The organism is Anaeroglomus insulsum, from assembly GCF_050689095.1.
Taxonomy (GTDB): Bacteria; Planctomycetota; Phycisphaerae; order Sedimentisphaerales; family Anaerohalosphaeraceae; genus Anaeroglomus; species Anaeroglomus insulsum.
The window spans coordinates 267,733-278,734 of the sequence record NZ_JBOGCL010000002.1; the positions used below are offsets into that span (position 1 = coordinate 267,733).

The window sequence follows — 11,002 nt, forward strand, 5'->3', positions numbered from 1 at the left end:
CTTTCATTTGCTAATCATTAATATTCCTTCACTCTGTTAACTCTGTGTTTTAACGCATTACCGTTAATCCCTGAACAGCAGGGGTGCAAACTGATACAAACTGCGTCGCCAGGTCTGCCATTCATGGGCCGTTTCGGGGGAGACATAGAATACAGCATTAATTCCAGCTGCTTTCAACTGGTCAACATGGGCACGGATACTGTCCGGCCTTTCCTTGGACCCGCAACTCTCAAAAATCAGCTTTACTTTTTTATTGAATTCCTGGGCATTGGCCATCACCCCGTTGTGTGCCGTCGCAGGATCGCCGACGGTACCGCCGCTGAAGATACCGATATGCGAGAACACATCCAGATTTTCCATGGCGATGGCATTGGTCTGCATCCCTCCCATCGACAGGCCGGCCATAGCCCGATGCGGCTGATCAGCAAGGGTGCGATAATTGGCATCAATCATGGGGATAATTTCTTCCAAAAGCACCCTCTTGAAGGTATCGGCCCAGCCTGTCGGCGGCCAGGGGGCACCTTCAACACGACGGGGGCGTTCCCGGCCGGGCATACTCCAGGTCCCATTGTCCATGACAATAATAAAAGGCCGGGCCTTTCCTTCGGCGATCAGGTTGTCCATAATCAGATTGGTTTTCCCCTGGTTGGGCCAGCCGGTCTCATCTTCGCCGCCGCCGTGCTGCAGATACAATACCGGATACCGTGTTGTGGTATCTTTGTCATAGAAAGGCGGGGTATAGACAAAGCACCGGCGCCAGCTGTTGGTAATCTTTGAAAAATAGAGATTCTGGCGTATCTGGCCGTGGGGCACATCCTTAAGAGCATAGAAATCCTGGTCTTTGGCAGGCACTTCAATTCCGCTGCCCCAGCGGCTGGCACCATAGAAAAACAGACTTCCTGGATCGGGAACCTGAGCACTGTCAATCACCAGCTGGTAGTAATGAAATCCTTCGTCCTGAGGGGCCGAATCGCCCATCCAGGCACCATCCGGTCCTTTGGACATCGGATATTTGACACCGCCGATATCCAGCAGAACCTGCTGAGCCTCCGGCGCAACAATACGAGCACGAACCCGGCCTTCGGAATTGACCTGGGGATATTGCCGCCCCGGCTGATTGGTCGAGGCCGGCTTGAAATCGTCCACAACCGCCGGCGGATTGACCTGAGTGGCCGAGGGAATCTGGGAACTGACATGATAATAATCAAAATCCACATAACCACCGGTTTCTTTGGAAGCGAAATTGAACAGCCCAAACCGGTATCCCATAAAGTGCGGCAAGGTATAGGACATCTGCAGCACAGAGCCAATCTTGGTCCATGTTTGGCCATCAAGGCTGTAGTAGAAATTCGCCTTATCCGTACGTTCCCGGAAGTCGCAGTCAATCCGCAGATGCACAGCCGGTTGATTCAGGGCAACCGTCTCAACGGTTTCGGGCTTGTCAGATTGGGCACTAACCATCACAATCGATTTGTTCTGTCCATCCCTTTTTACGCCGACAAAGCCGTATTTTTTCTGCAGGGCAATCAAGCCGGCACAATCGCCATCTTTCATATTGTCCACTTCGATTTTGGTCACCGCCGAACAGACCGGACCAAAGGTACGCTGGGTCAGGGTGTTGCGGGCCATTAAGACATCACTATCCACCCGCCCGGTCGTCAGCCGTAAATAGCCGTTGCGCTGACCAATCGACCAATAACGATTATCCGGATTGTGGTTCCACTGCCAGGCCAGGGGCAGCGGTTCGCCGGGCTTGCGATCAAATTCATCCGAAGCCACAATATTGCCCAGCCCCTGCTCGTTGTCGACAATATCAAGCGTCACGGGTGCTTTTCCGTCGATGCCCAAGACCGGCCAGCCATCTTCCCATTTGACCGGCACCAGCCAGGGACTGCGGCCCACCGCACCGTTATCCTGAAACAGCATCGCATACCACTTGCCGTCCGGGGTGTCAATCAGACAGCCCTGTGCAACCCCTTTGTCCTGGAGCACCACCCTGCCCTCATAGGGACCGGTGATTTTGTCGGCCCGGTGAATAATCTGAGTCCGCATCCCGCCTCGCGGCCAGGTGATGTTCATTACATAATATTTCCCGTTGACCTTGAGCATCTGTGAGCCTTCGGCATTCAGCCCGATATTGGGGCCTGCAACCGCGCTGGCATTTCGGATGACAACATCATTGAATCCGCCGTCCTTGATGCCCGTCAAATCCGATTTAAGCTCCACCAGGCGAAGGTTACCGCCGCCATAAATCATATAGACCCGCCCATCATCATCAAAGAACAGGGAGTGGTCATGCAGCGACGGAGCAAATGAGATTTCCTTCCAATCGCCCTTTTCAATGTCTTTGGTGGTGTAGATGTGGGTTCTGCCGCTGGTGCTGGAGAATGTGGATACATAATAAGTGCCGTCGTGATACCGCAGGCTGCTGGCCCAGGAGCCCTGACCATAGGCAGTTTTGCCGTTTTCCAGCCGCAGTGCCTCATTGTCTGCCAGGGTGTTATAGGCATATCCAATCAACTGCCAGTTGACCAGATCTTTTGACTTCATAATCGGTACTCCCGGACTCATGTGCATCGTGGTACTGCTCATATAGTAGGTATCCCCGACGCGAATGAGCGCAACATCTGGCACATCAGCCCAGATGACAGGATTCTGTGCGAAATCCGCCCGGACCAACACGGGACACAAAACCAATGCCACAATCATTACCCCTGCATACATTCTGTTCATTAGCAAATCCTCCATGCGTTTATTGAGTAATACGAAATACAGTAAAGGAATTGGCCGGCGCCGTATAGGCAAAAACCGGCTTTACGGTCTGCGTGGAAACCTCTGGCTTAACAGACGGCGATTTTCCATCTTCATTGACGGCATCGGCATCCGGGCCTGTCAGCACTGTCCTGACTGCTTTCATTGATGCGTCCTGCGAAAGACCGGCCAGACAAATGCGGATATCCGCCGGCTGATCGGCACCGTTGACGATTTTGACGATCAATGCTTTGGTTTTTGAATCGAGGACCGAAGACGCGGTGAGCCTTTTGGGCTGCTCAGGGGCAAATGAGGTTTCAAGATACTGATCGCCGCTGTTTTGCCCGAATATCTGCTGCACATAGTAGTTGGCTGAAAGATAAACCTGAGTCCCATCGAAATAAATCATATCCGGCGTCCATTGGGTGTGACCACGACGCGCCAGCAGCGGTGCATAAGATGCAAACCGGACGACATCACCATTGCGTTCATAGCTGGTCAGCCCGGCGGCTTCGGCCAGGGCCGACCGCAGGGTATTGCGTCTTGCCCGGTCGTGGGCTGCGTATTCGCCGACATAGACTTTTGAATCGGCACGATTATAGGTATTGTAGCGATTGAGGTTGTCCCAGAACCACTGTGGACTGACATAATAGTGTTCATCTACCATCGGGAGTTTCAGCTCCCGGGCGAACACCCAGCCATTGTCGTAGTCTTCGCCGCTGGCAAAAGGACCCACAGTCCCCACCACAACAATCTCAGGATGCTTTTGCTTTATTGCGTCATAGATCATCTTAAACCGCTCTTTGAAGATCGGGGTAATGGCCTCTTCATTGCCGACCCCGATATATTGGAGGCCAAACGGTTCGGGATGTCCGGCAGCCGCTCGTTTGGCACCCCAGGGGGATGTCGCCGGGCCATTGGCCCACTCGATCAGGTCCAGCACATCCTGAATGTAAGCCGGCATCTCGTCGAGAGGCAGGCCTTCCTGGCCGCGACCGGGTGAACTGCCAGCATGCTGACAGCAGACCCCGGCAGAAACCACCGGAAGCGGCTTGGCACCAATATCTTCGCAAAACTGGAAAAGCTCATAATAGCCCAGCCCCAGAGTCTGGTGGTAGCCCCATAAATTGCGTCCGGCACGACGTTGTTCGACCGGGCCAATGCTGTCTTTCCAGTTATAAAATTGGTAGATACCCTGACCGTGAACCAGACACCCCCCGGGAAAACGCATAAACTTCGGCTTGATGTCGGCAATGGCCTGAGCCAGATCTGCCCGCAGGCCGTTTGGGCGGTTTCGAAACGTATTTTCCGGAAACAGCGAAATCATATCCAGACACAATCCGCCCCTATCGTGAGCCAGCAGCACCAGGCGTGCATCGCTGAGGGTACGCGTGGGAATCAGCTTGGCACTGTATCGCGTCCATGTTCGGCCCCGAATCTCCATGTTAGCCTGGGCCAGCAGCTCACCCTCTTTTGTTTCAAGACGCAGCGTGACCGGCATGGGCTTGCTGTTGTCGCCGGGGCCCCACATCTGTCCCATAAATGCCTGATAAGCCCAAAAAGAGGCCTGGTAGGGTTCACCTTCTTTGAGGACAATACCATCAAATCCGCCATTGGAAATCCCCACACCGTCGCCCGGAGTATCAATCGTCAACAGGGCGTAATGCGGATTGTTTCGGTGAACAGGGCGCATGTTGGCGACCGTAAGGGAACCGCCCCCACCGCCGTATTTCTTGAGTTCCCAGAATTTGAGCGGGTGCCAATCGGGCTTTTCTGTCGGGCTGTATTCAAACGAGCGATTCTGAATCAGCTCCGCATAAAGTCCGCCGTCGGCGGCATAGTTCAGGTCTTCGAAAAACACGCCAACAAGGTCCGGGCTGATCGGTTTTCCGGGTTTGCCGGCCTGCACAGTCAGTTCGACAGGGTCAGCATTTACAACGGTCACAGACACCAGCAGGATCGCCACCAGCCCTGGAGCGATCCATGTCCCTGGGCACCGGGACAACAAAGATTGACATAGCTGCATAACAAGACTCCATTTTGTTATTATGTGTTTACTATTAGTGTCACTTTCTGTAAATCGCAATCGCGCGAGGAATTGCCAATCATAATTTCAAATTTACCCGGTTCAACAACATAGTCCATATCGATATTGTAAAAAGCCAGGTGCTCCGGTGTAATATCCAGATCAACCGTTTGAGTCTGGCCCGGTTTTAAGGTAATCCTTCGAAACCCTTTTAGTTCCTTGACAGGACGCGTCACGGAGCTGACACAATCGCGGATGTACATCTGCACCACTTCATCCCCGACTCTTTGGCCTGTATTGGTCACTTCGACCGATACAGTCGTCGATTCGTCCGGCCCAATGGCCTGCTTTTTGAGACGAGGCTGTCCGAACGCAAACCGGGTATAACTTAACCCAAAGCCAAACGCATACAACGGACTGACATCATCAAACAGATAGCCTCGCCGGGCCGAAGGCTTATAGTTGTAATAGCAGGGAATATGACCCACAGAGCGAGGAATTGAAATCGGCAGCTTGCCGCCGGGATTAACATCGCCAAACAGCACTTCGGCAATAGCCGTCCCGGATTCCTGCCCCAGATACCAGCATTCCAAAATAACGGGCACTTTCTCGCTCAGATGCGTTATCGACAAGGGCCGCCCATTAAACAATACGGCAATCACGGGCTTGCCAGTGGCAACCATACCCTCCACCAGCTCATCCTGCACACCGGCCATAGCCAGCGTCGGGCGATCGCCCATATGATTTCTGGCCCAGGCTTCTCTGGACGTCTGTTCATTGCCGCCAATGGCCAGAACAATCACATCCGCCTGCCGGGCAACTTTTACGGCCTGAGCAATTGACTTGCGATCTTCAACAGGATCACTCGGAACAACGTCATCCTGCTGCCAGGAGCCGCCGATGGTGATTTTACAGCCTTCCTGATAAAGGACTTTCACGGAATCCCCAACGCGGTCTTTAATGCCCTGCAAGACACTGACGAAATGATTGGGCACACCGCTGTAGCCTCCCAGCATGACGCGATCGGCATTGGGACCGATGACGGCAATGGTTTTAATTGTCCTGGCATCCAGCGGCGCCAGTGAACCATCATTTTTCAGCAGGGTAATTGTTTTGCGAGCAGCTTCCAAAGCAAGTTGATTGTGTACCTCAGAACCAACGATTTTTTCGGCCTCATCAGGATTGACAAACGGGTCTTCAAACAGGCCAAGCTTGAATTTCCACTCCAGCATCGGGGCAATTAATTCATCCAAAGCCGACTCGGGCACACTGCCTTCCCGCACCAATTCGACCAGGTGTTTATAACAATCCGGATCAGGCAGCTCGATATTAACGCCGGCCATGACAGCCAGGGCAGCGGCCTGCTTGCCATCTTCGGCCAGATGATGCCCATACAAATCGGGTCGCTCATTGAGTTCACGAATGGCATAATAATCGGACACAACATATCCCTTAAAGCCCCATTCCTGACGCAAGACCTCCCGCAGCAGCCATTTATTGGCATGGGAAGGAACACCGTCGATTTCATTGTATGAGGCCATGACACTGATGGCGCCGGCTTTGGTTATCGCTTCTCTGAAAGGAAACAGGAATGTTTCACGAAGCACCCGGGCTGACACATTCACCGGGGCACAGTTGGTCCCGGATTCGGGCTGGCCGTGGGCGGCAAAGTGTTTGAGGGTGGCAATCACATGCTTTTTGTCTTTAAAAGAGGCATCCCCCTGAAAGCCTCGTACGGCGGCAATACCCATCCGGCTGACCAGATAGGGGTCTTCTCCATAGGTTTCCTCAACCCGGCCCCAGCGGGGTTCACGGGCGACATCCACCACCGGCGTTAATGCCTGATGAGTCCCCCGAACGCGAGCCTCGCAGGCAGTGGCTTCAAATATCCGCTGGACCAGGTCTGGATCAAATGTTGCCGCAAGACCGATCGGCTGAGGAAAGCTGGTTGAACCAACCGCGGCAAGACCATGCAGACATTCTTCGTGGAATATCACGGGGATACCCAGCCGGCTGTGTTCCAGAAAGAATTTCTGGATGGCGTTAGTCAACTCCGCATGTTTTCGCGGCGATAAACCACCGCCGGCATCGCTGGGTCGGCCCACCTGCCCCAGACCATGCCCCGAACCAAAAGCGGCTCTGGCCTTTTCAAGGTCAAACTCCCCCTTCTCATCAACCAGGGTTTTGGCCTTGTCCAGCCAGACACACTGCATCTGAGCAGCTTTTTCTTCGAGCGTCATACGATTCAGCAAATCCCTGACCCGTTGGGCGACAGGCGCCGTCGGATTCCGGTAATCGGATTGAATCGTATTTTTCTGTTTCATTCTTTTGCTGACTCTGGATTGATGTTTTTTATGTTCGCATCCTACACACAATGACGCCAGAACCGAATTCTGATTGCGTTATTTTCGCTGCTGGGCCAGGTCTGCCTCAATCGCCATCATCCGTTGATTCGTCAAGGGATAGAAGAACATCAGCAGGGCGCCAATAGCCGCCGGAATAGCCGCATAGATACTCATCGCAAGGCAAATACCCCGTAATGACAACTCCGTCTGCGGCTGATTGGCCTGATAGCCGTACCAGGCGAGAATCCAGGCCAGAATCGCACCGCCCAGCGCAACACCCATCTTCAAGGCAAACAGGGACGCAGCCATAATCAAAGCCGTCGCCCGGCGGCCTGTTTTCCATTCCGAGTAATCGGCGGTATCGGTATAAATCGCCCATTGCAGAACCGATACCGGCCCCATGCAAAACGAGGTCACAATTTGCAGAGCAAACAAAAGCACCAGGTTTTGCGGACTGACCCAATATACCAGCGCCGTGGTAATCGCTGCCAGAAGGAAAAATCCGGCATAAATCTTGGATTTATCCATGATTTTGCAAAACCACTTGGTGGTCATCGCCGCTCCAATAGTAACAATGGTTCCACAGAGCATAAAGGCCGAAGAAAGCTGAGTCGAGGTAAATGTCCATGCCTTTCCAAATAAAGACACCTGCTGGCTCTGGATGTAATAATCAAAATAATAGACAATGGTACCGCCGCGAATCAAAACATAAACAAGCTGGAACACCGTTGCAAAACCGATCAGCATCCACGGGCCATTTCTGAATAAATCAAACATGTCCTGCTGGAATGGATTTTTTTGTTCATGAAGCGGCTTGACACGTTCCCGGGTCGAGAAGAACGTGATCAGGAAAAGAATGACCGCCAGCGAAAACAGCACAATCATGGCATATTGCCAGCCTTTGGTGGAGGCCTTTGAACCGCCGAAGAATTCGACCATCCTGACCAGCGAATACTGCACGATAAACATGCCGATAAAAGCCAGGACAAACCGATAGGACGAGACCACCGTCCGTTCCATGGAATTGGGCGAAATCACACCCATCAGAGCACAGTACGGGACATTGACCACCGTATAGACCATCATCATCAGAGTATAAGTGACATAAGCCCAGATCAATTTACCGCCGGCACTCAGATCGGGCGTCGTAAACATCAGCACACCAATGACTCCAAACGGCACGGCAAACCACAGCAGATACGGCCTGAATTTCCCCCAGCGGGTACTGGTACGGTCGGCAATTGCCCCCATAATCGGGTCATTGACCGCATCCCAAATACGGGTTACTAAAAACATCGTGCCGATAGCCGCCGCAGAAAGACCAAATACATCGGTATAAAAATACAGCAGGAAATAGATCGTGGTCTGAAAGAAAAGATTGGATGCCGTATCCCCCAGACCAAAGCCAACCTTTTCCAACACTGAAAGTCGTTGCGATTCATTCTGCATAGATATCTCCCTTTAATCCGAAGTTTTGACGGTACCGGAGCGATCCTTGTCACCGGCAATAATACCCTGAACAATTCGTAAGTCAAATAATCCGCCGGCATAATGACCCGGATGCGGTTCAAACGTTACGGTAATGGTCTTTTTGTCTTTGACCAGGCCCTCCGGCAGCGGATATCGCACGGCTTGAAATTCATCCCGGTTCCATTTATCAGCCAGATTTTCGGTAACCAGTTTTTCTCCATCTACTTTAATATCAAATGTCCGCCGACCGCGTTCCCGCCCCCAGTAAAGCACATAAAGCTCAAGCGGCACATCCGGAATGACCTTCAGATCATAACTAAACCAGCCCGGGGCCTGAACATGGCGGAAATGGAGGTTGTTGAATACCCCGCTTTCGGCGTTTTTATGCTGGAGATTATGGTCGGCCTCGGGCTGCTGCTCGCCGGGAATCACACGGTCCACGGTCTGTCGATCCAGCAAAAGCCGCTGCTGTTCTTTGGCCTTTAACTCCGCCTGGATTTGGGCGTAGGCTTCCGGCCGCACCACCCGCCAATACATCATATACCGGGCATCATGCACCTGATAAAAAGGTTCCAGCACCAGCGATCGGAATGACTCGGGACGGACAATCTCGTCCACTTTAAACTCAAGCCGATGGAGGTCCACCGGTGTAATCTTTTCAGCGATAGCAGCCATATCCCCGACCAGCATGGGAGCCTCGTCCAGCGGCAGCAGTTGTCCGTGAGCAATATGCCCCCAGCGATCGTCATCGGCAATCAGCCCCTGAAGGTCTTCCGTTCCGGTTTTGGCCGCCAGGACGATTGGTCCGTAAAGGATAGCCGCATAATCCGGCACATTCGGCATCGGTTCCAGCTTGGTATGCATCGGCAAAGACACCTTCAGTGTATCTCCATCGTTCCAGACTCGGTCAATCGACGCATACGAAGATGGCCTGGAAGCCACCCGCAGGGATTCTCCATTAAGCTCCATTTGCAGATTGTCTTGCGGCACCCATTCGGGATGACGAATCTTCAGTATCAGACGGACCGGCTTATCCACCCGTATTTTTAAAACAGTCTGAGACTCATAGGGAAAGCGGGTTTCCTGACGTACACGGATCCCCTTCTCCGGCCAGTTTAGTTCGGACGCAATAAATAAATTAACCAGCAGCGTTTGGGCCTCGTGACTATAGATGAATCGTCCGTATTGTCCGTGGTTTTCCATTCCCGTTCCGACGCAGCACCACATGGCCTCGTTGGGTGCCGAATACACCCGATAGTGACGCGGTCGGACCGGCGTAAAGTAAACATATCCGCCATGGTCGGGGTGCTGGGTGGAAAGAATATGGTTAAACAAAGCCCGTTCATAGTAATCCGCATAGTCAGCCTTCGGTTCCATCCGATGCAGAATCTCGGTCAACCGCAGCATATTATAGGTATTGCAGGACTCCGGCCCTTCTCGCTCCTCCACAAATTCAATACAGGCTTCGGCGCTGGGAAAGTGTTCCCGCCGGCTGTTACCACCAAAAGCCAGGGTTCGGTTGTGAACCACGGTGTCCCAGAAAAAACGGGCCGCATCGGCAAACTGCTTGTCGGGACTCAGTTCAGCAATTCGCGCAAAACCAACGGCCTTGGGGACTTGCGTATTGGCATGTTTATTGTCTAAGGTGTCTTTGCCCTGCGACATCGGTTCCAGCAGCTGACGGTGCGAGAAACGCCTGGCCAGCCGGAGGTATTTATCATTGCCTGTGATCCGGCTCAGATCCGCCAGCACCTCATTCATCCCGCCATGCTCCTGATCCATCATGGTCTCCATCTGCTGGGGTGTATAGTCGGCCAGCAGTCTATCGCACCAGTCCCCAAGCCCTATCAGGATAGTTTTAGCCTTCTCGTTGTGTCCGTAAATCCAGGCATCCCGTAATCCTGCAAATGTTTTATGCAGATTATACCAGGGCACCCACGCCCTATGCGGAGCCCGCGGATTTCCCGCAGCGACCTGACGCCAGATATCTCGCCCTCCCGGTACCCCCCCTACATAACCGTCCCCATTGGCCTTCTGGCACCGGGCCAACTCATCCACCATATAGTCCATCCGGCGGCGGCACTCTTGATTGCCTGTGACCGCAGTGTAAATGGCCATCGCCGACAGGTAATGACCGCCGATATGCCCATCCAACCCAATCCAGTTGGGATAGCTTTGCCCCTTGGGCTCCAGACCCGCTTCTTTGAGATAAGGGGCCAACAGCCGGTCCACATCATACTGCAGCAAATGGTTTAGATTCACATCCTGCGCATGCTTAAATGGTCCATCCAGAAGCTCAACCTGCTGAAGGGGAAAAGAATCTGCTGCATACCCCAGACTTACCAACAAACAACTCAGCAGGAACACCGCCGTTTTATTGAAATGCATTGACTAAGAATCCTTTCTTTCT

General features: G+C 52.9%; 5 protein-coding genes and 1 pseudogene. All 6 read right to left on the reverse strand.

The annotated features are described in order from the left end of the window. Positions 1-63: 63 nt before the first annotated feature. Positions 64-1,005, reverse strand: coding sequence for an alpha/beta hydrolase (locus ACQ9LF_RS03235; RefSeq protein ID WP_462487995.1), 942 nt, complete (start codon positions 1,003-1,005; stop codon positions 64-66). Positions 1,006-1,179: 174 nt separating this feature from the next. Continuing rightward, positions 1,180-2,709: pseudogene (locus tag ACQ9LF_RS03240) on the reverse strand (glycoside hydrolase family 43 protein); the annotation flags it as partial. Positions 2,710-2,752: 43 nt separating this feature from the next. After that, positions 2,753-4,777 carry an alpha-L-arabinofuranosidase C-terminal domain-containing protein gene (locus tag ACQ9LF_RS03245; protein ID WP_462487928.1) on the reverse strand — a complete coding sequence of 675 codons (2,025 nt, stop codon included), beginning with the start codon at positions 4,775-4,777 and terminating at the stop codon, positions 2,753-2,755. A gap of 20 nt (positions 4,778-4,797) precedes the next feature. Beyond that, positions 4,798-7,101: a glycoside hydrolase family 3 N-terminal domain-containing protein gene (locus ACQ9LF_RS03250; RefSeq protein ID WP_462487929.1), complete on the reverse strand. Its 2,304-nt coding sequence runs from the start codon at positions 7,099-7,101 to the stop codon at positions 4,798-4,800. A 78-nt stretch (positions 7,102-7,179) separates the two neighbouring features. Then, the gene (locus ACQ9LF_RS03255) at positions 7,180-8,571 is read right to left on the reverse strand and encodes an MFS transporter (protein ID WP_462487930.1); all 1,392 of its coding nucleotides are present in this window, start codon (positions 8,569-8,571) and stop codon (positions 7,180-7,182) included. A 12-nt stretch (positions 8,572-8,583) separates the two neighbouring features. Continuing rightward, positions 8,584-10,980: a glycoside hydrolase family 127 protein gene (locus ACQ9LF_RS03260; RefSeq protein ID WP_462487931.1), complete on the reverse strand. Its 2,397-nt coding sequence runs from the start codon at positions 10,978-10,980 to the stop codon at positions 8,584-8,586. Positions 10,981-11,002 lie beyond the last annotated feature (22 nt).